Consider the following 18,677-nt stretch of genomic DNA (forward strand, 5'->3'; position numbering starts at 1 on the left):
TTCAAAAGTCGTCATTTTTAGTCTCATCGTCCGGAGTTGCTATGGATCCGCTGTCTGAACTGCTTTCGCTGTTGAAACCCCAAAGCTATGCCTCCGGCGGCGTGGCGCTGCATCAGGAGATGTCCATCCAGTGGCCTGAGCATGCCGGCATCAAGTGTTATGCCGTGGTGTCAGGCCGCTGCTGGCTCTCCGTGGACGGTATAAGCGAGCCGCTGCTGCTGCAGGCCGGCGACTGTTATCTTCTGCCGCCGGGGCCGCCTTTTTGCCTGGCGACCGGGCTTGATACCGCACCTGTAGATTTCTACACGCTGCGCCAGGCAGGGAAGCTGGGGCCTGACGTCGTCCCCGGCCAGCAGGAAAGCTGTTTCCTGGTCGGGGGCCATTTTGTGCTGAGCGGGGAAGCGGCCGATCTGCTGCTGAGTTCTTTGCCGTTGGTCGTTTGCATTCAGCAGCCTGAAAGTAAGGCCGCCATGCGCTGGGCGCTGGATCAAATGACCGATGAAATCCGCCAGCCTCGCCCCGGCAGCGCGCTTATCGTCCAGCAGCTCGCCTGGATGATGCTGATTCAGGCTCTGAGGCTGCACTTAGCCCAGCAACCCGCCGTCGGCTGGCTGTATGCGCTGGCGGATAAACAGCTCAGTCTGGCCCTGACCTGCATGCATAAAGAGCCCGCTTTCAACTGGACGCTGGAAAAACTGGCGGAGCGCGTGGGGATGTCGCGGTCGGCGTTTGCCGCCCGGTTTAAAGCGGTGACGGGCGCATCCGCTATCGATTACCTGACGCGCTGGCGGATGATGCTGGCTTCCGACAGGTTGCGCCAGTCGGGTGATTCTCTGGCGCGTATTGCTGTGGAATTGGGGTATGAATCGGAAAGCGCGTTCGGAAAGGCTTTCAAGCGGGTGATGGGCTGCTCACCCAGGCAGTATGCAAAAGGCTAACGGCAGGCAGTCAGGGCTGCTCGCGTTTGCCGGGCATCATCCGCAGCAGCGTATTGTCTTTCCAGACGTAGTGATGAAATAAGGCGCCGAAGGCGTGGAGGCCAATCACGAAATAGCCGGTGTTGGCGAGCAGCTCATGCCAGGATTTGATGCTGAATTCCAGATCTTCATCCGGTACCGCCGCCACCGGCATTTGTAACCCAAAGGCCACCCAGTCACTGCCGCGGTAGTACATTGCCAGGAAGCCCAGCACCGGCAGCGCAATAAACATCAGATAGACAATCGTGTGAACCAGATGAGAGATACCGGTCACCGCCGGATGCGGCTTTGGCACGATGGCCGGCGCGCGGTATTTAATGCGCACCAGCAGGCGGGCCACCATCAGCACCAGCACGGAAATGCCGCAGGTGAAATGGATAGAGTTAATGAGCGGTCGGTAGCTACGCGGGGCAAAACCACGCAGTTCCATAGCGCAATAAGCCCCCACCACCAGCAGAAAAACCAGCCAGTGGATCGAAATCTGTACCGAGGTATATTTAGTCCGCATGAGAGACCCTGCCCTGAAATAACGTTGAATGCCAGGATAACGAAGAAACATTAAAAGAGTATAAAATTGCTGACAATGAGGAAAAAAACGCGTTTTTTCCCTCTTGGTGGTTATCAGCCGAAAATCAATGAATTGATTTTCCTGTTTTTAACGAGCCTTCCGGTATTTCTTCTACTACCAGATAATTTGTCAGAAAGATGATGAACATCAACATATTATGGCCGTTAATTTGTTTCAGCCTGTAATTTTTTAGCCTTAACGTTACTCAGAGCAAAGCCAGCGGGATTACAGCCCCCGCTCGCGAATCAACGCGCTTAGCGCCATATCCTGCTGGAGTGCGTGCCAGGCGGCCATCACCTGCGGCGGGATATCGACATGAACGATAAAGTCCCGCCCCTGCGGACCATAGCCGGTTGCGTCATCACGTAAGCGAGGGATTTCACCCAGCGCCAGCGAAACGTAGCGCTCAATCGGCCATAAACCTTCAGCTTCTCCGGCAAAAACAGTGCCCTGCTCTCCCTCGACTAATTCAGGAATCACGCCAGGCCAGCTTAGCCATTCCGGCGCCTGCGCGTTGCCCTGCCAGACGCGAGCAAAAGTCGCCACGGTCCGGCGCTGCATGGTTGGATCCTGGACTATCAGCACGCGCCCGGGACTGAGGCCAAGTTCGGCGATTTTGTCCACGCTAAAGCGAGCATTTTCCCCGCAGTTGGTGGATTTCTCTTCGGTGATGATCTTCTCATTCGGGACTTTCCAGAACTGGTGGGCAATGTCCTGGATGATCGCCGCTTCGGCACGGCCCGTGGTAGGAATCGTGTTGTAGCGCGGGTGGCGGGCGATTTCCGCGTAGAGGTAGGTCGTGGAATGCCCTATACCGCCGGTGATGAGCAGCGGTTTTTCACTGTTGGCGGCAAACTCACACGCGGCCTCGAGGGTTGGGATCACGGCGTTACCGGCCAGGATAATCAGATCGGCATCCTGTGCCTGCGGTGTGCCTGTAAAATCGCTCTGCGCCAGCCACTGGCCGAGCGTATTCACGGCCTGAATTGTCGGCTGACTCAAGGTTGGGGATGTCATCATGAGCGGGATCCTCCCGGTTAAAAACCAGCGTGTAGCCTAACCCGGTCGAGGTTACACGCCAATCAGATGCGGCTGAAAGCGCTGTTTCAGCCAGGGAACGATTTTCGCAGCAGCAGGCGGTAATCGTCCGGGTCGCCCTTCGGCGCAATCTCAATAAGCTGATAGCCGTTTTTAAGCAGCATCATTAGCATGCCGCGAAATTTGTTGCGGGTTTTCACGGTCAGCGTGCGGTAACCCTGCTCGATTGCCCACTTTTCCTGCTCGACCAGCAGGGCCTGAGCGACGCCGTCCCGCCTGAACTCAGGCAAAACGCCACCCAGCCAGCTGTAAAATTCCGTCTCGCCGAGCGCATAGCCGAGCTTAAACCCGGCGGGAACGCCGTTGACACGGGCAATGAGCTGGCTGGTTTGGTTCCCCGCCAGGCGAGCCTGAAGATCCGCCGCGCTTCTGCAATCTTCAAATTCCGGCAGACGGTGGTAAAGCGCGAGGATTTCCTCCAGAGAGGCCTGCCGCACGGCAATCCCCGCCTCCTGGAATGTCATCCCAGAGTAGGGTTTTACCCTGCAGGCCGCCAGGCGACTGGCTAAATCCCCGACGTGCAGCTCAAGCTGGTGGTTATCCGGGTCAAGGAAGTAGAAGGAATGCCCTTCGCTGCGATTGTCTTTCCATACGCGGACGCCCTGCTGTTCCAGCGCCTTAACCGTTCGGGGAAAGGCCTCTGCGCTCACGCTGAACGCGTAGTGGGTGTAATGCACTGGCCGCTCACCGGCCTTTGCATCCAGAGAAAGGCAAAGCCATAAATCACCGCAGGAAAGATAGGCCCCGGCCTCCCAGCGCGCATGGAGCCTGATACCCGGCAGGCTTTGGTAAAACGCCAGGCTCCGCGCCAGATCGCGCACCGCAAGCGTCAGGTGATTCAGGCCGGTTAACATGGTTATTCCTTATTTTTTGCCTGCCAGTTAGCCCAGGGGCTGTCCGCCGGTGCGTCGTGTCTGGCCTCAGGCTCGTCGAGAGAGGCGATATACATCTCTTCCACTTCTTTACGCGCCCAGGGCGTGCGGCGCAGGAACTTCAGGCTGGACTTAACGGTGGGATCGCTTTTAAAGCAGTTGATATTTACCTGCCGCGCCATTTCGGCCCAGCCGTAACGTTCGACCAGGGCGTTAAGCAACGCTTCAAGCGTCACGCCGTGCAGCGGATCTTTTGAACTCATGTTTTTTCCGGCTATATCGTCAATTTGCGCACACCTTACTGATTCTAAAGGTAGGGCGCAACTGGGTGCGGAGGCGAAACGAAAAGAAGTGAGAGGCGGCCCATTGCTGAGCCGCGGGAGAGATCGGTCAGAATGTTTCCCAGTTGTCGGCAGAGGCCGTTGCAGGCCGAACCGTGGAGGACGCAGGAGAAGTAACGACGGCCTGTTTTTGCGGCGCAGCGGCGAAACTTGTCGTCAGCCGGAAGGTACCGACCGCCTCCGTCAGGCGAGCGGCCTGCTCTTCCAGAGAAACGGCGGCGGCTGACGCCTCCTCCACCAGCGAGGCATTTTGCTGCGTGACGTTATCCATTTCGTGTATCGCCTGCCCGACCTGCTGAATGCCACGGCTCTGCTCATCCGAAGCGGCAGCAATTTCCAGCATAATATCGGTCACGCGGCGGACGGCCTCCACAATCCCGGTCACCGTGGTACCGGCCTGCGCCACCTGGCGGGAGCCGCTGTCGATCAGCGACACGGATTCGCCGATAAGCCCCTCAATCTCTTTTGCCGCCTGAGCGCTGCGCTGTGCCAGCGTTCGCACTTCGCTTGCCACCACGGCGAAACCACGCCCCTGTTCCCCCGCCCTTGCCGCTTCCACGGCGGCATTCAGCGCCAGAATATTGGTCTGGAAAGCGATACTATTGATCACCGAGGTGATCTCAGAGATTTTCTTCGAGCTGGCCGAGATATTGTCCATGGTGCTGACCACGCCCGAAACAATACTGCCGCCGTCGGTAGCCTTCTGCGAGGCATCTTCCGCCAGCTTCGTCGCGTGATGCGCGTTGTCGGCGTTCTGTTTCACCGTGGCGGTCAGCTGCTCCATGCTGGCGGCGGTTTGTTCGATTGCCGCCGCCTGCTGCTCGGTGCGGGAAGAGAGATCGGTATTCCCGGCAGAAATTTCACTCGAACCCTGATAGATAGCCTCGGCCCCTTCGCGCACCGTGCTGACGGTGCTGACCAGCTGCTGCTGCATATGCTGCAGGTGCTGGCTGAGTTTGCCAATTTCGCTGTTGCCGGTCGCCTCCGCCGGCAGCGTCAAATCACCGTCAGAGATGTGTTCAATGCGTTTCGCGGCGCGCTGCAGCGGGCCAATCACCACGCGGCGCAGCATGATAAAGGTGAACACCGTCATAAACAGCGCTATCGCAAAGGCTCCGGCCATCATCGCCACGCTGGTTCGGGTGCGGCTGTCGGCCAGCTCTCTCAGGGCGTTTGCCCGGTCGGTACGAATATTGACGGCCTGCTGCAGTTTGGCATCGTAATCGGCGTCCAGCTTGCGCACCACGTCGCTTTCATGGGTGATGATCGCCTCAAACATACCGTTCTTTGCAAACTTCAGCATTGGCTTCATCCCTTTGTCGAGATAAGCCGCAAAATCATCCTGCAATCCTTTGTCCAGCGCCTGGTCAGCCGGCGTTTTCACTTTTCGCGCCATATAGGTGCTGAAGCCAGCCTGCGCCTGCTTGATCAGCCCTTCGGCGTTGGCCACGTTCTGCTTAACCTGATCCATATCCGCCACGCGGCTTGCGGCCCCGGCGTTGATCAGGTTGATACGCGCCGTACGCAGATGGTTGGCGCTGTCCGCCAGCCCCATTCGCACCTGGATTTCTTCGGTGACGTCCTGAAGCGCGCGGTCGCCCTGGATAAGAAAAAAGCTGGCGAAACCGATGCAAAGCGCAAACAGCAGCAGAATGCCGCCGAGGATAGAGGAAAACAGCGGCACCAGCCGGATGTGATGCCAGAAGCGCACGCCGTTTTGTGGGGTCAGAGTTTTTATCGACATGTCCGTGACTCTCTTTGTATGGGGAATTCCCTTCAACGGTCATCGGCCCCGGCGCGGAAAAACATTACGCGCTACGTCACAGATTTGCGTTAATGCAGCTCAAAGAAGTCCCGGAGAGTTAAGTGGATCACAGGTTTGTGCCAGCCGCTATTCTGCCCGCGCTTTCAGCGGTGAAGATTTTTAATATCTACCGGCTGACCAAACAGGAAACCCTGAATTTCGGTGCATCCCTCTTCTTCCAGAATACGAAGCTGCTCGTTGGTTTCTACACCTTCGGCAATCAGCGGCGTATTGATGGAATTGCCGAGCGAAATTATCGCGCGTACGAAAGAGCGCGCCTGGAAGTTACTTTCCACGTTCGTCAGGAAGCTACGATCCAGCTTGATGACGTCAAAATGGAATTCCCGCAGGGTGCTCAAAGACGAATATCCGGTACCAAAGTCGTCCAGCGCAATGCTGATCCCCATTTTCTGGAACTGATGCAGGATATTAAACGTCAGCTTTTTATTAATGATGAACGCCGTCTCCGTCACCTCAAACTCAAGCAGCGTTATGGGCCACGCGGTTCGCATTAAAATGTCGCGGACATTGTCGATAAAGCTGAGATTACGCAGCTGGACTGGAGAAATATTGATCGAGATTTTTTTGTCCAGCTTATTGGCCAGCGACTCGTTGCATACCGTTTCAATCACCCAATAGCCCAGCGGAACAATGGCCCCGCTTTCCTCGGCGATGGGGATAAATTCATCCGGCGGGATAAGACCTTGTTCCGGGTGGTTCCAGCGAAGCAGGGCTTCATAGCCGGTAATGGACTTGTCCTTCAGCGAGCGTTTTTCCTGGTAGTGAATGAAGAACTGCCCTTCTTTAATGCCACGACGAATATCCGCGGCCATCAGGTTCCGCAGCCGCGTTTTTTCGTCCATGTCTTTTTCATACCAGCAGATCTTGTTATCCAGATTAGCTTTGGCGCGGTACATCGCCAGATCTGAATTGCTGATAAGCGTATTGATATCCGTAGCGTCATCAGGATAAACCGCCACGCCGATACTGGCGCTGACGGTAATTTCGCTGTGGGCAAAAATCTGTTTGCCGACAAAACAACAGTGCAAACGCTCGGTGAAATTCCGCAGCTCGTCATCGTGATTATAAGGTTTGGCTGCAACAAATTCGTCGCCACCGAAACGAGCAACAATCTCATCTTTTTCCATCGCTTTAAGCACCGAGGATGAAACTCGCTGCAAAAGCTGGTCGCCGACTAAATGCCCTTCGGTATCGTTGATCTCTTTGAATTTATCAAGATCAACGGTGCAAATAGCAATGTGGTTATAGTCAGACTCAGTGAACAGTTTCTCCACAAAGCTGAAGAATTCGACGCGGTTAGGAAGCCCGGTCAGCGCATCATAGCGGGCAAGCCACGAGATTTTGTCGATCACCACCTTCTGCTCGCTAATATCCCGGGTAATTTTGGCATAGCCCAGCAACGTGTGATGCTCATCGTAGATGGCATCAATGACCACATGTGCCCAAAAACGGCTGCCGTCCTTCCGGTATCGCCAGCCTTCCCCCTCAAACTTTCCGTTTTTTAGCGCGATATTTAGATTACGCTCGGGCAGCCCGCTTTTTTGCTCCGCCTCACTGTAGAAAACGCCAAAAAACTGCCCCACAATTTCCTCGCGCAGATATCCCTTCGCTCGCAGCGCCCCCTCGTTCCAGGTGGCTACGGTGCCATCAATGTTCAGCATGTAGATGGCGTAGTCTTTTACGCTCTCCACAAAGTGACGATAGGCGATATCAGTTAAGCTTTCAGTACGCATCTTGCCCTTGGATTGATTGTGGTTTTTCATTAGGAAAAAGAGTAATTTATCGCATTATCGGCGGCGTAGCCATGACGCTTTAAGCGCGTTATCGCCGCCACAAGATCATTTCTCTCGTTTTACCCGCTGCAGGTAGCTTTCCAGCTGTTGGGTGACTTCCCGGCTGAGGGCGTACTGATCGTCCCCCACATGATAAACATAGTTGCTTAGCCGCCGGAGATCCCGGTATATCGTCCGTTCGCTTACGCCAAACTTACTGGCCAGTTGGTGACGGGACACGCGCTCGCAGCTCAGCATTTCACAAAAAATACCGGCAATTCTGTTGGCAAGCAGCGTGCTTTTTTCGGGGGGGGTCATGAGTGTTTCTCCTGCAAGTCGGTGTCAGGAATGTTAGCGCGAACAAATGACAGGTCGTGTCAGCTATTAGCAGAATATATCGCGCGTCTGCTGGGTAATTATTACGCAACATTATGACAAGGCTAGGTTTTTTTGAACGAAAATTAACACCCGTGGAGATCGGACAACATATTGACGTCTTTGCAGGGTATAATCGCGCCTCACCATAAGCAGGCAGACTATGACCGTGAGTAAACATCGGGTAACAAGGCCAGATGAAATTGAGATGAAACAACGGGCCTGGCATCAGGCCCGACGGGCCATCCTGAGCGGCAGACCCGATGTCGCGCCGCTGACGCCACCGTCGACGCTGTACGAAGAGTTGGCCATCGGCTACCACATCCGCCAGCTCACGCGGCTACAAAAATGGTTTACCGACCGGGGGCTTCCCCTCCCCGAGTAGATACCGCATTGCGCAACGGGGTAAAATCATCAGGCCTTCTTCGCGCTGGTGCGCAAGGCAGCAAGCAAGCGCCGGCGTTAACTCTGCCTCATTGATAACGACAAAACCGTGGCGTCCATACCAGGGGCCATTCCAGCTCACATCCCTGTAAGTTGTCAGCGTGATTTGGCTGACGCCAAGCGCCAGCCCCCTGCGTTTGACTTCAGCCAGCAGCATAGCCCCAATCCCCTGGCGCTGAAAATCCGGGTGAGTAGATATCTCAGCCAGATAAAGCGAATCCTCGTGCCGCTCGCAATAGCAAAACCCCCGGATCCTGCCGTCGCTCCCGGCCACCTTCCAGGCGAGGTTGTTTTCGATGGCCGCCGCGTGAACCTCACGACGCGTTACCCCAGCGGAGGCTAAAAAAGCCAGTTCGGGCACCGCAAGAAAACGGCGCGCAGCGGCTGTCTCAATGCGCTGCAGTTCTTCAATATCCCTAATATCACTGGCATACAGCATCACTATTCCCTTCGTTTATTGACATTAATACCGCGCAGTTTAACAGCCTGCTTCAGTAAGTCCTGGCCGTTTCGTTGATGGCCGATTGACGTTAGCGCTTCCACAAATGTTAATCAGGAGTAAACTAAAGGTAAGCAACTCATCTGTGTTATTGCGCAATCAACCATAACAAGTGACACCTGCCATATGAAATTCAAATCGGCTATCAAGCCTTACCAGGCCGCAGCGGGCGGCTGGGGTTCTCTCGAAGCGACCACCCGCTTCGTCATCGACAGCAAACATGCTCTGAAAAACCTGCGCAACCTGATGCGCATGAACAAAGCCAAAGGCTTTGATTGCCCGGGCTGTGCCTGGGGTGACGATAACAAAAGCACCTTCAGCTTCTGCGAAAATGGCGCCAAAGCGGTCACCTGGGAAGCGACTCGCCGCTTTATCGACAGCGAATTTTTTGCCCGGCACAGCGTCAGCAAACTCTATCAGCAAAGCGACTACTTCCTCGAATATCAGGGCCGCCTGACCGAACCGCTCAGCTACAATCCACAAACCGATCGCTATGAGCCCATCAGTTGGGCCAGTGCGCTAAGCCTGATTGCGCAACATATCCAGGCGATGGATAATCCCAACCAGATTGAGCTTTACACCTCAGGCCGCGCCAGCAATGAAGCCTCTTATCTTTATCAACTTTTTGGCCGCATGTTGGGCACAAACAATTTCCCTGATTGCTCAAACATGTGCCATGAAGCCAGCGGCAGCGGGCTAAAACGCAGTATCGGCGTCGGGAAAGGCACCATCCGGCTGGATGATTTCGACAAAGCCGATGCCATTTTTGTGTTTGGCCAGAATCCCGGCACCAACCACCCGCGAATGCTGCACAGCCTGCGGCACGCGGCAGAAAACGGAGCGCAAATAGTCACTTTCAATACGCTGCGCGAGCGCGGCCTTGAACGTTTTGCCGACCCACAAAAACCGCTGGAAGTCATCACCCCGCTGGCGGGCACCATCAGCACCAACTATTACCAGCCAAATCTTGGCGGCGACATGGCCGCGGTTCGCGGTATGGCAAAAGCGCTGCTGGAAACCCATCGCCGCCTGATTACTGCAGGTGAAGACGGCGTGTTCGACCTGACGTTTATTGATGCCCATACCCACGGCGTTGAGGCCTGGTTTACCGCCATCGATGAAACCAGCTGGGAAAAAATCACCCGGCAGTCCGGCCTGAGCGAACTGCAGCTTCGCGACGCCGCGGCAATCTGGCAGCATTCAAAGCGGGTAATTTTTACCTGGGCTATGGGCATCACCCAGCACAAACACTCGCTGAATACCGTGCGGGAAATCGTCAACCTGCAGCTGCTGGGCGGCCATTTAGGCCGGCCGGGTGCGGGCCTTTGCCCGGTGCGCGGCCACAGCAACGTGCAGGGTAACCGCACGATGGGGATCGATGAAAAGCCGCCGGTAAGCCTGCTCGATAACCTGGCCAAACATTTTGATTTTACGCCTCCGCGCGAACATGGCCACAATACCGTTGAAGCCCTGGCCGCGATGCTGCGTGACGAAATCAAAGTGCTGATTGCGCTCGGCGGCAACCTCGCCGCTGCGGCACCGGACAGCCCGCGCACGGAAGAAGCCATCAGCCGCTGCGGCCTGACCGTGTTCATCAGCACCAAGCTGAACCGCAGCCACCTGGTACCGGGTAAAGCCTCGCTGATCCTGCCGACGCTTGGTCGTACCGAAGAGGACATGCAGGTCTCCGGGCGTCAGTTTGTCACCGTCGAAGACTCCTTTAGCATGGTTCACGCCTCTGAAGGCATCGGCAAGCCTATTGCGGACACCCAGCGGTCTGAGACCGCAATTGTGGCCAGCATCGCTGATGCCGTTCTGGGCAGAAGCAAACTGGACTGGCTGGCGCTGGCCGACGACTACAATCTGATTCGCGATCATATCGCCGCCACATTACCTGGCTTTAAAGATTTCAATCAGCGCTGCGAAGAACCCGGGGGGTTCTACCTCGGCAACGCGGCGGCAGAACTGCGCTTTAATACGCCAAGCGGCAAGGCTGAGTTCAGCAATGCCCCGCTGCCGGATTCGCTGTGGCAAGGTGTGGAAGCCCCGTTCACGCTGCAAACGCTGCGCTCTCACGACCAGTACAACACCACGATTTACGGCCTCGACGATCGTTATCGCGGCGTGTACGGCCAGCGTGAAATCCTGTTTATTCATCCTGATGATATGGGTGAACTCGGTCTGAACGATGGCGATAAGGTCGATATAGAAACCATCTGGCATGACGGCATCACCCGTAAAGTTAGCGGCTTTAAGCTGGTGGCCTATGATATCCCGCGCGGAAATCTCGCGGCCTATTACCCGGAAACCAATCCGCTGGTACCGCTCGGCAGCGTCGGGGACGGTACGGGCACGCCGACGTCAAAATCCGTGCCGGTGAAAATCACCCGCAGCGAAGCGGAGCATACGCAGCGTATTGCCTGATCGGATATCCCATTCCCTCTCCCGCAAAGCGAGAGGGAAAATGTTATCTCTAAACATGGAGTAAGCGATGCAGAAAAAATGGTCCGATGTTGATGAGTACCTCGTTCATTCCCTGATCCCTTCCGATGCTGTTTTCCAGCAAATTCTGACCAATAATCATGCCGCCGGGCTGCCTGCCCACGATGTGGCCCCGAACCAGGGGAAATTCCTGCAATTGCTGGTGGAGATGACTGGCGCGAGAAAGATTCTGGAAATTGGGACGCTGGGCGCGTACAGCTCCGTCTGGATGGCAAGAGCATTGCCCGCTGACGGGAAGCTAATCACCCTTGAAGCCGACCCTCATCATGCCGAAGTTGCGCAAAGGAACATTCAGCTTGCCGGGCTGGAAAAACAGATTGACCTGCATGTTGGCCCAGCGGCAGAAACGCTGGCCGGTTTAGGCCACGACGCACCGTTCGATGTAATTTTTATTGATGCCGATAAGCCGAACAACCCGGTTTATCTGGAATGGGCATTGAAATATTCGCGTCCCGGGACGTTAATCATCGGTGATAACGTGGTCCGCGACGGCGAGGTTGCCAACCCCGAAAGCACTGATGACCGCGTCCAGGGTGTACGCACCTTTATTGAACTGATGGGCAACAACCCGCGCCTTTCTGCCACCGCACTCCAAACGGTCGGCAGTAAAGGCTGGGATGGTTTTACGCTGGCAAGAGTGAAATAGCGCCAGGCCCTTTCCTGAGGAAAGGGCCTGGGTTCAAAGTGCGACCTGCTCCATGGCCTGCAAAATACGCTTATCGGAAATCGGGTACGGGGTCCCAAGTTGCTGAGCAAAATAACTGACGCGCAGCTCCTCGATCATCCAGCGGATCTCCTGCACCTCTTCGTTTTCGCGACTGGCCGGCGGCAGCTTGTTCAGCCACTGCTGCCAGGCCTGCTGCACGCTTTCCACCTTGAGCATCTGCGCGCGGTCACGGTGCGGATCGATAGCCATTTTTTCCAGCCGTTTTTCGATTGCCTGCAGATAGCGCAGCGTATCGCCGAGGCGTTTATAGCCGTTACCGGTGACAAAACCACGATAAACCAGGCCGCTCATCTGCGCCTTAACATCCGACAGGCCAAGCGCCATGGTCATGTCCACGCGCCCTTTCAGCCGTTTGTTGATGTTAAACACCGCCGTGAGGATCTGCTCCACCTGTTTGGCAATCTCAACCACCGTGTCGTTCAGCTCGGCGCGCACTTTCTCGTGCAGCGCGGCAAACCCTTCTTCGCTCCAGACCGGCCCGCCGTTTTGCGCAATCAGTTTATCAATACCGCAGGAAATGCAGTCGTCGATAAGCTCCAGCACCTTGCCGTACGGGTTAAAATAAAGACCCAGCTTGGCTTTGTTCGGCAGCTTTTCGTGCAGATATTTCACCGGCGACGGGATGTTCAGCAACAACAGACGGCGCAGCCCGCGCCACATCGCCTGCTGCTGCTCGAGCGGGTTATCAAACAGCTTAATCGCCACGCTCTCTTTTTCATCCACCAGCGCCGGGAAAGCTTTCATCCGGTAATTGCCACGTTTCTGCTCATAGCTTTCCGGCAGCGAGCCGAAGCTCCAGATGTGCAGCCCGCTCTGCTCGATGCCATCATCCGCCACGGCGGAAAGCGTCTGCTGCACTTTATCCTTCAGGCCGCCTTTCAGCTCGCTGAGATCTTTGCCTTCTTTCAGCTTTTTGTTGTGCTCATCCACCACGCGGAAGGTCATTTTTAGGTGATCGGGAACCTGATCCCAGTGCCAGTCTTCCCGGTCAATGGTAACGCCCGCCATGCGGCGGAATTCGCGCTCAAGGCTGTCCAGCAGCGGCAATTCCAGCGGCGTAGCCCAGCCTAAAAACGCCTCCGCGTAGTTCGGGGCCGGCACAAAATTGCGGCGCACCGGCTTCGGCAGCGATTTGATCAGGGCAATAATCAGCTCGCGGCGCACGCCGGGGATTTGCCACTCAAAACCAGACTCTTCAACCTGGTTCAGCAGCGGCAGCGGGATATGCACCGTCACGCCGTCGGCGTCAGCGCCTGGCTCAAACTGATAGGTCAGGCGCAGCTTGAGGTTGCCCTGATGCCAGAAGTTCGGATAGTCCAGCTTGCTGACCTGCTCCGCGCCTTCCCTGATCAGCATATTTTTTTCAAAATTCAGCAGATCCGGCGTTTCGCGGCTGGTCTTTTTCCACCAGCTGTCGAAGTGGCGCGCAGAAATCACATCGTGAGCAATCCGCTGGTCATAAAACTCAAACAGCGTTTCGTCATCCACCAGAATGTCGCGGCGGCGCGATTTATGTTCCAGATCTTCGATTTCCGCCCGCAGTTTGAGGTTGTCGCGGAAGAACGCGTGGCGGGTCTGCCAGTCGCCCTCGACCAGCGCATGACGAATAAACAGCTCGCGGCACAGCGCCGGATCAATGTCGCTATAATTCACTTTCCGCGCCGCCACAATCGGCAGGCCGTAAAGGGTCACTTTTTCCTGCGCCATCACCGCGCCCTGGGCTTTCTCCCAGTGCGGTTCGCTGTAGGAGCGCTTAATCAGGTGCTGCGCCAGCGGCTCAATCCACTCCGGGTCGATGCGGGCGGCAATACGCCCCCACAGGCGGCTGGTTTCCACCAGTTCGGCGACCATCGTCCATTTCGGTGGTTTTTTAAATAAGCCGGAGCCGGGGAAGATAGAAAAACGGGCGTTACGCGCCCCGGTGTACTCCTGCTTTTCCGTGTCCTTCTGCCCGATATGGGACAGCAGCCCCGTCAGCAGCGCCGAGTGCACCGAGCGGAAGTCACCCGGTTCACTGTTCACCGGCAGGCCAAGCTCTTTCACCACCTGGCGCAGCTGGGTGTAAATATCCTGCCATTCGCGGACGCGCAGGTAGTTGAGGAAGTCCAGCTTGCACTGGCGGCGGAACTGGTTCGAAGAGAGGGCTTTTTGCTGCTCGCCCAGGTAATTCCACAGGTTCACGTAGGCCAGGAAGTCAGACTCTTTGTCGTGGAAGCGGCGATGTTTCTCGTCCGAGGCCTGCTGTTTGTCCATCGGCCGCTCGCGCGGATCCTGAATGGAGAGCGCAGAGGTAATGATCATCACCTCACGCACGCAGCCAAATTTCTGCGCTTCCAGCACCATTTTGGCAAGGCGCGGATCGACGGGCAGCTGCGAAAGCTGGCGGCCAGAGGCCGTCAGTTTATAAACGCTATGGTCTTCATCGCTGGTAATGGCGCCCAGTTCTTCAAGCAGGCGCACGCCGTCCTGAATGTTGCGCTTGTCCGGCGCCTCAACGAACGGAAATGCCTGAATATCCCCCAGCCCCAGCGCCGTCATTTGCAGAATGACCGACGCCAGGTTGGTACGCAGAATTTCCGGATCGGTAAATTCCGGGCGGGACAGGAAGTCATCCTCGGAATAAAGACGAATACAGATCCCTTCCGATACGCGGCCGCAGCGACCTTTACGCTGGTTGGCCGAAGCCTGAGACACCGGCTCGATCGGCAGGCGCTGAACCTTAGTACGGTAGCTGTAGCGGCTTATACGGGCCGTACCTGGGTCGATAACGTATTTAATCCCCGGCACGGTCAATGAGGTTTCCGCGACGTTGGTCGCCAGCACAATGCGTCGCCCAACGTGCGCCTGGAAAACGCGGTTCTGCTCGCTGTTAGACAGGCGCGCATAGAGCGGCAGAATTTCCGTATGCGGCAGGTTGAGCTTAGTTAGCGCATCAGCGGTGTCGCGAATTTCACGCTCGCCGCTCATAAAGATCAGGATATCGCCCGAACTTTCGTGGCCCAGCTCATCCACCGCGTCGAAAATAGCCTGCAGCTGATCGCGGTCGGTATCGTCGTTATCTTCCACCATCGGGCGGTAGCGCACTTCCACCGGGTAAGTACGGCCTGACACTTCGATAATTGGCGCGTTGTTGAAGTGGCGAGAGAAACGCTCCGGATCGATGGTTGCCGAGGTAATGATGATTTTAAGATCGGGCCGCTTCGGCAGCAGTTCCCGCAGGTAGCCCAGCAGGAAGTCGATATTCAGGCTGCGTTCGTGCGCTTCATCAATGATGATGGTGTCGTACTGCATCAGCAGCCTGTCCTGCTGGATTTCCGCCAGCAGGATCCCGTCCGTCATCAGCTTGACCATCGTGTTGTCGCCGACGTGGTCGGAGAACCGCACCTTGTAACCTACACAACCGCCGGGTTCGGTTTGCAGCTCTTCCGCAATACGGTTAGCCACGGTACGCGCCGCCAGACGACGAGGCTGAGTGTGGCCGATCAGCCCTTTTACACCGCGCCCCAGCTCCATACAAATTTTTGGCAGCTGAGTGGTTTTGCCGGAGCCTGTTTCACCTGCCACGATCACTACCTGGTGGTCGCGCACGGCGTTCAGAATATCCTGTTTCTTCTGGCTAACCGGAAGATTTTCAGGATAGGTAATCGCCGGGCGCGCGGCTTCACGCAGCAGCACTTTACCTGCCGCGGCGTCAATTTCTGCGGCCAGCGTGTCGAATAAGGCCTGCTGAGAGTCAGCATTTTTAATTTTCTTCGCGCCGTGCAGGCGGCGAGAAAAGCGTTGTCTGTCGCGGAGCATCAGCCCTTCAAGACGGGCGAACAAAGAGGACAGCGAGGGTTTTGTCATTTCCATTTTATCTATCGTTATTTCGCTACCGGGCACAACCGGATAAGTCACGGCGTTAATTTCCGCTATTTTATCACACCCCGATTTCCAGCGCCTTGTTCAATAAATTCGAATATAGGGTTCGATATATTGCGCTATCTCTGTCATCGGATTGTGAATACAGTAAGCCTTAGAGAACGGGCACACTGTCCGACTGACCAAACACTAAGGAATCATCCCATGAGCAAAGTATTAGTTCTGAAATCCAGCATCCTGGCAGGTTACTCTCAGTCCAACCAGCTGTCCGACTATTTTGTTGAACAATGGCGTGAGAAACACAGCGCTGACGAAATTACCGTTCGTGACCTGGCGGCAAACCCAATTCCAGTGCTGGATGGCGAACTGGTCGGTGCTCTGCGCCCTTCCGATGCCGCGCTGACCCCGCGTCAGCAGGAAGCTCTGGCCCTGTCTGATGAGCTGATTGCCGAACTGAAAGCGCACGACGTGATTGTCTTCAACGCGCCAATGTACAACTTCAACATCCCTACCCAGCTGAAAAACTATTTCGACCTGGTGGCTCGCGCTGGCGTGACCTTCCGCTACACCGAGAAAGGCCCTGAAGGTCTGGTGACCGGTAAGCGTGCGCTGGTTGTGACCAGCCGCGGCGGGATCCACAAAGACACCCCAACCGATCTGCTGGTGCCTTACCTGAACGTGTTCCTGGGCTTCATTGGGATCACCGACGTAAACTACGTGTTTGCTGAAGGTTTTGGCTATGGCCCTGAAGTAGCGGCTAAAGCACAGACTGACGCGAAAGCAGCTATCGACAGCATCGTTACGGCGTAAGATTTGCTCTCTGAGTGACTGACCCTCACCCTAACCCTCTCCCTAAAAGGGAGAGGGGATAAACAATATTCCCCAAACCTATTTTTTCCCTCGCCCTTTTGGGGAGAGGGGATAAACAATATTCTCCAGGTCCGCTTTCTCTCCCCCTCTTGAGGAGAGAGGATAAACAATATTCTCCAAACCTGTTTTCTCCCTCGCCCTTTTGGGGAGAGAGGATAAACAATATTCTCCAAACCTGTTTTCTCCCTCGCCCTTTTGGGGAGAGAGGATAAACAATATTCTCCAGGTCCGCTTTCTCTCCCCCTCTTGAGGAGAGAGGATAAACATTATTCTCCAAACCTGTTTTCTCCCTCGCCCCTTTGGGGAGAGGGTCGGGGTGAGGGGAATTAACCGCTCGTCTTAGGCTGGTGCAAATCCTCAAACACCAGACGCCTCCGCCCCGCCTCAACCTCACGCAGCGGCTCCACCTGATGCATCGTTTGCTGGCAGCGAATCACCAAATCCTGGTACTCCTTCGTGCCCTGTTTCTTCCAGGCCAGCTCTTCAGGCCGTAATTCACGTATCGCTTTCGCCGGGCTGCCGATGATCATCGTATTCGCCGGGAATTCCGCTTTGCCTTTAACAAAAGCCGCCGCGCCAACAATCGAATTCTCGCCAATGTGAGCCCCATCCAGGATCACCGCGTTCATGCCCACCAGCGCATTTTTGCCAATCCGGCAGCCGTGCAGAATGGCGCCGTGCCCGATGTGGCCATCCTGTTCAACAACGGTGTCCTGTTCAGGAAAACCGTGCATTACGCAGTTGTCCTGCACATTCGCCCCGTCTTCGACGATAATCCGCCCAAAATCCCCGCGCAGGCTGGCATTCGGGCCAATGTAAACGCGGTGCCCGAGAATAACATCGCCGATCAGCACCGCGGTCGGGTGAACATAGCTGTCTTCCGGCACGACAGGCGTCAGGCCATCAATCTGATAAATGGACATACGGGCTCCTTATTTTACGGGGTGAGTCCACCGAATCGCTTCTGGTAACCGCTCACCGGAGCGGGCAAGTCGCCCACCGAGGTTTCGCCCAGCTCACTGACGTAGGTAAGCGTGCCGGCGGCGACCCGCTGATAGATATTGATACACAGCTGGCGGGCGTTCTGCCCCAGCCAGTGCGGCGGCAGCAGTTCATCCGGCAACAGCGGATCTTTCAGTACGACGCGGCGATAGAAGTGGATCAGCAGCAGCTGAATGTGGAAACAGCGCTGCGGCGTTAGTTCATCGCTTTCTGCCTCACGCAGCAGCGGTAAAAGCGGGCGAAAAGAGTTGATAAATTCAGCATAACGTTCGTTTTTGTCGGTCAACAGCCAGCACTCTTCCACGCGGGATCTCAGTGCCGCGCGGGACGTTTGTAGCGGCGATTCAGCCTCAAAACAGATGACCTGTTCAGCCACGCCCGCCTCATGCAGCAGGCTTTGGATATCCGCGAGATTTTGCGAGGGTGAAGCCATCAGGTTCGGTGCGAGCGCCCCAAATCCCTGCCAGATAAGCTGTTTCTTCACCTGCTGTAACGTGTTTTTTTCCAGCCCTTCGGAAAGCAGTAGCAGCCACTTTCCGTCCCAGGCCGGCTGCCCGGCGCGATAAATTTTCGACTCGGCGCGGCGGGTCATCCTCTGGCCCATATCGCTCAGGCGATAAAAACTGCGTCGCCCCACTCGCTCCACGTCCAGCCAGCCCTCTTTATTGAGGCGAAAGAGAGACGTGCGCACAAAACGTTCGCCGAATCCCAGAGGCTCGAGCATCGCCGCCAGGCTACCCAGCCAGATTTCGCCGCCTCGATGAGCCAGCGCATCGCCGTACAAAGAGACAATCAGCGACGTGCCGCTGATGGGCACCGCGCTGACGGCCTGCTGAATAAAAGTGTCGAGTTTGCTGCTCATCCTGCCTCATTGCCGCTATGGGAATTTCAGAGAAAAAACATAGCATAATAAAGCGGGCGACCGGCATTGAATTAGGCCTTAT

At 56.0% G+C, this 18,677-nt stretch carries 17 protein-coding genes and 1 pseudogene; 5 read left to right on the forward strand and 13 right to left on the reverse strand.

The window, feature by feature from the left end; all coding sequences use genetic code 11:
* Positions 1-41 precede the first annotated feature (41 nt).
* Positions 42-938, forward strand: a complete 897-nt coding sequence (locus F3J29_RS07080; protein WP_166864289.1) for an AraC family transcriptional regulator — start codon at positions 42-44, stop codon at positions 936-938.
* 10 nt (positions 939-948) lie between these two features.
* On the opposite strand, the gene cybB is transcribed toward F3J29_RS07080, so the two are convergent.
* The 8 genes and pseudogenes from cybB to F3J29_RS07115 all read right to left on the reverse strand — a co-directional run bounded on the left by cybB (position 949) and on the right by F3J29_RS07115 (position 7,771).
* Positions 949-1,485, reverse strand: a complete 537-nt coding sequence (gene cybB / locus F3J29_RS07085; RefSeq protein WP_166864291.1) for a cytochrome b561 — start codon at positions 1,483-1,485, stop codon at positions 949-951.
* Positions 1,486-1,770: 285 nt separating this feature from the next.
* Positions 1,771-2,565, reverse strand: coding sequence for a YdcF family protein (locus tag F3J29_RS07090; RefSeq protein WP_166864294.1), 795 nt, complete (start codon positions 2,563-2,565; stop codon positions 1,771-1,773).
* 86 nt (positions 2,566-2,651) lie between these two features.
* Entirely contained in the window at positions 2,652-3,107 is a 456-nt protein-coding gene (locus F3J29_RS07095) for a GNAT family N-acetyltransferase (protein ID WP_166865033.1), read from the reverse strand.
* Positions 3,099-3,497 (reverse strand): annotated as a pseudogene (gene fos, locus F3J29_RS22640) (fosfomycin resistance glutathione transferase); the annotation flags it as partial. The pseudogene fos and the gene F3J29_RS07095, both read right to left, overlap by 9 nt.
* Positions 3,498-3,499: 2 nt before the next feature.
* Positions 3,500-3,778, reverse strand: a complete 279-nt coding sequence (locus F3J29_RS07100; protein WP_166864297.1) for a VF530 family protein — start codon at positions 3,776-3,778, stop codon at positions 3,500-3,502.
* A gap of 127 nt (positions 3,779-3,905) precedes the next feature.
* Complete coding sequence (locus F3J29_RS07105; protein WP_166864300.1) at positions 3,906-5,600, reverse strand: methyl-accepting chemotaxis protein; 1,695 nt, start codon at positions 5,598-5,600, stop codon at positions 3,906-3,908.
* Positions 5,601-5,764: 164 nt separating this feature from the next.
* Positions 5,765-7,414, reverse strand: coding sequence for a putative bifunctional diguanylate cyclase/phosphodiesterase (locus F3J29_RS07110; RefSeq protein ID WP_166864303.1), 1,650 nt, complete (start codon positions 7,412-7,414; stop codon positions 5,765-5,767).
* A gap of 105 nt (positions 7,415-7,519) precedes the next feature.
* Positions 7,520-7,771, reverse strand: a complete 252-nt coding sequence (locus tag F3J29_RS07115; RefSeq protein ID WP_045782434.1) for an HTH domain-containing protein — start codon at positions 7,769-7,771, stop codon at positions 7,520-7,522.
* Between the two features lie 226 nt (positions 7,772-7,997).
* Here F3J29_RS07115 and F3J29_RS07120 point away from each other — a divergent pair, with 226 nt between their 5' ends.
* A complete protein-coding gene (locus tag F3J29_RS07120; RefSeq protein ID WP_166864306.1) occupies positions 7,998-8,213 on the forward strand; it encodes a hypothetical protein in 216 nt (71 codons plus the stop codon).
* On the opposite strand, the gene F3J29_RS07125 is transcribed toward F3J29_RS07120, so the two are convergent.
* Entirely contained in the window at positions 8,169-8,711 is a 543-nt protein-coding gene (locus tag F3J29_RS07125) for a GNAT family N-acetyltransferase (RefSeq protein ID WP_166864309.1), read from the reverse strand. The two genes, F3J29_RS07120 and F3J29_RS07125, sit on opposite strands and share 45 nt — an antisense overlap.
* A gap of 186 nt (positions 8,712-8,897) precedes the next feature.
* Here F3J29_RS07125 and F3J29_RS07130 point away from each other — a divergent pair, with 186 nt between their 5' ends.
* Together F3J29_RS07130 and F3J29_RS07135 are read left to right on the forward strand one after the other, a co-directional pair.
* Complete coding sequence (locus F3J29_RS07130) at positions 8,898-11,195, forward strand: FdhF/YdeP family oxidoreductase (protein ID WP_166864312.1); 2,298 nt, start codon at positions 8,898-8,900, stop codon at positions 11,193-11,195.
* Positions 11,196-11,262: 67 nt separating this feature from the next.
* On the forward strand, positions 11,263-11,919 hold the full coding sequence (locus tag F3J29_RS07135; protein WP_166864315.1) for an O-methyltransferase: 657 nt from the start codon (positions 11,263-11,265) through the stop codon (positions 11,917-11,919).
* A 33-nt stretch (positions 11,920-11,952) separates the two neighbouring features.
* Here the strand turns inward: F3J29_RS07135 and hrpA are convergent, their stop codons facing one another.
* Positions 11,953-15,852 carry an ATP-dependent RNA helicase HrpA gene (hrpA, locus tag F3J29_RS07140; RefSeq protein ID WP_166864319.1) on the reverse strand — a complete coding sequence of 1,300 codons (3,900 nt, stop codon included), beginning with the start codon at positions 15,850-15,852 and terminating at the stop codon, positions 11,953-11,955.
* A gap of 213 nt (positions 15,853-16,065) precedes the next feature.
* Between hrpA and azoR the strand changes: the two genes are divergently transcribed.
* Positions 16,066-16,671: an FMN-dependent NADH-azoreductase gene (azoR, locus tag F3J29_RS07145; protein WP_166864322.1), complete on the forward strand. Its 606-nt coding sequence runs from the start codon at positions 16,066-16,068 to the stop codon at positions 16,669-16,671.
* A gap of 25 nt (positions 16,672-16,696) precedes the next feature.
* Here the strand turns inward: azoR and F3J29_RS22645 are convergent, their stop codons facing one another.
* Genes F3J29_RS22645 through paaX form a run of 3 tightly spaced genes read right to left on the reverse strand, consistent with a single transcriptional unit; the run spans position 16,697 to position 18,595 of the window.
* The gene (locus F3J29_RS22645) at positions 16,697-17,008 is read right to left on the reverse strand and encodes a hypothetical protein (protein ID WP_205246652.1); all 312 of its coding nucleotides are present in this window, start codon (positions 17,006-17,008) and stop codon (positions 16,697-16,699) included.
* Positions 17,009-17,057: 49 nt separating this feature from the next.
* Positions 17,058-17,654 (reverse strand): phenylacetic acid degradation protein PaaY, encoded by a 597-nt coding sequence (gene paaY / locus F3J29_RS07150; protein ID WP_166864325.1) that lies wholly within the window; start codon positions 17,652-17,654, stop codon positions 17,058-17,060.
* 14 nt (positions 17,655-17,668) lie between these two features.
* Positions 17,669-18,595 (reverse strand): phenylacetic acid degradation operon negative regulatory protein PaaX, encoded by a 927-nt coding sequence (paaX, locus tag F3J29_RS07155; protein WP_166864327.1) that lies wholly within the window; start codon positions 18,593-18,595, stop codon positions 17,669-17,671.
* Positions 18,596-18,677 lie beyond the last annotated feature (82 nt).

It is taken from the genome of Enterobacter sp. Cy-643, assembly GCF_011752815.1.
Classification (GTDB): Bacteria; Pseudomonadota; Gammaproteobacteria; order Enterobacterales; family Enterobacteriaceae; genus Cedecea.

Excerpts from the sequence above, each read along its gene's own strand:
- F3J29_RS07100 (WP_166864297.1), bottom strand. The coding sequence starts at position 3,778 with ATGAGTTCAAAAGATCCGCTGCACGGCGTGACGCTTGAAGCGTTGCTT.
- paaX (WP_166864327.1), bottom strand. The coding sequence starts at position 18,595 with ATGAGCAGCAAACTCGACACTTTTATTCAGCAGGCCGTCAGCGCGGTG.
- F3J29_RS07110 (WP_166864303.1), bottom strand. The coding sequence starts at position 7,414 with ATGCGTACTGAAAGCTTAACTGATATCGCCTATCGTCACTTTGTGGAG.
- F3J29_RS07095 (WP_166865033.1), bottom strand. The coding sequence starts at position 3,107 with ATGACATTCCAGGAGGCGGGGATTGCCGTGCGGCAGGCCTCTCTGGAG.
- F3J29_RS07125 (WP_166864309.1), bottom strand. The coding sequence starts at position 8,711 with ATGCTGTATGCCAGTGATATTAGGGATATTGAAGAACTGCAGCGCATT.
- F3J29_RS07130 (WP_166864312.1), top strand. The coding sequence starts at position 8,898 with ATGAAATTCAAATCGGCTATCAAGCCTTACCAGGCCGCAGCGGGCGGC.
- F3J29_RS07115 (WP_045782434.1), bottom strand. The coding sequence starts at position 7,771 with ATGACCCCCCCCGAAAAAAGCACGCTGCTTGCCAACAGAATTGCCGGT.
- azoR (WP_166864322.1), top strand. The coding sequence starts at position 16,066 with ATGAGCAAAGTATTAGTTCTGAAATCCAGCATCCTGGCAGGTTACTCT.
- F3J29_RS07080 (WP_166864289.1), top strand. The coding sequence starts at position 42 with ATGGATCCGCTGTCTGAACTGCTTTCGCTGTTGAAACCCCAAAGCTAT.
- paaY (WP_166864325.1), bottom strand. The coding sequence starts at position 17,654 with ATGTCCATTTATCAGATTGATGGCCTGACGCCTGTCGTGCCGGAAGAC.
- hrpA (WP_166864319.1), bottom strand. The coding sequence starts at position 15,852 with ATGGAAATGACAAAACCCTCGCTGTCCTCTTTGTTCGCCCGTCTTGAA.
- F3J29_RS07135 (WP_166864315.1), top strand. The coding sequence starts at position 11,263 with ATGCAGAAAAAATGGTCCGATGTTGATGAGTACCTCGTTCATTCCCTG.
- F3J29_RS07105 (WP_166864300.1), bottom strand. The coding sequence starts at position 5,600 with ATGTCGATAAAAACTCTGACCCCACAAAACGGCGTGCGCTTCTGGCAT.
- cybB (WP_166864291.1), bottom strand. The coding sequence starts at position 1,485 with ATGCGGACTAAATATACCTCGGTACAGATTTCGATCCACTGGCTGGTT.
- F3J29_RS07090 (WP_166864294.1), bottom strand. The coding sequence starts at position 2,565 with ATGATGACATCCCCAACCTTGAGTCAGCCGACAATTCAGGCCGTGAAT.